We start from the raw sequence: 225 nt of genomic DNA, 5'->3' as shown, positions 1-225 counted from the left end.
GGTTGTGGACGGGCTTCGTCCGGCGGCGCTCATTGCGGCTGGCGCAGCACTTTCCGTACCACCAGCCCGGCGAGCAACGCCCAGAAGGCGGCGCCGATGCCGGCGAAGCCGACTCCGGAGGCGGCGATCACGAAGGTGACGACGCCTGCCTCGCGGTGTTCGGAGCGCAGCGCCGCGCCGAGCGCCGCGGCCAGGGTCGCCAGGAGGGCCAGGCCCGCGACCGTT

General features: G+C 74.2%; 1 protein-coding gene. It reads right to left on the bottom strand.

Features of this window, described 5'->3' with window-relative positions; genetic code table 11:
• Positions 1-29: 29 nt before the first annotated feature.
• The coding region (locus tag ON19_RS30690) for a benzoate/H(+) symporter BenE family transporter (RefSeq protein ID WP_043700634.1) at positions 30-225 on the bottom strand (196 nt) is incomplete at its 5' end.

It is taken from the genome of Nocardia abscessus NBRC 100374 (assembly GCF_000308455.1).
Taxonomy (GTDB): domain Bacteria; phylum Actinomycetota; class Actinomycetes; order Mycobacteriales; family Mycobacteriaceae; genus Nocardia; species Nocardia abscessus.
Note: the sequence above shows the minus strand (reverse complement) of the source record. Positions and strands in the feature narration are given on the sequence as shown.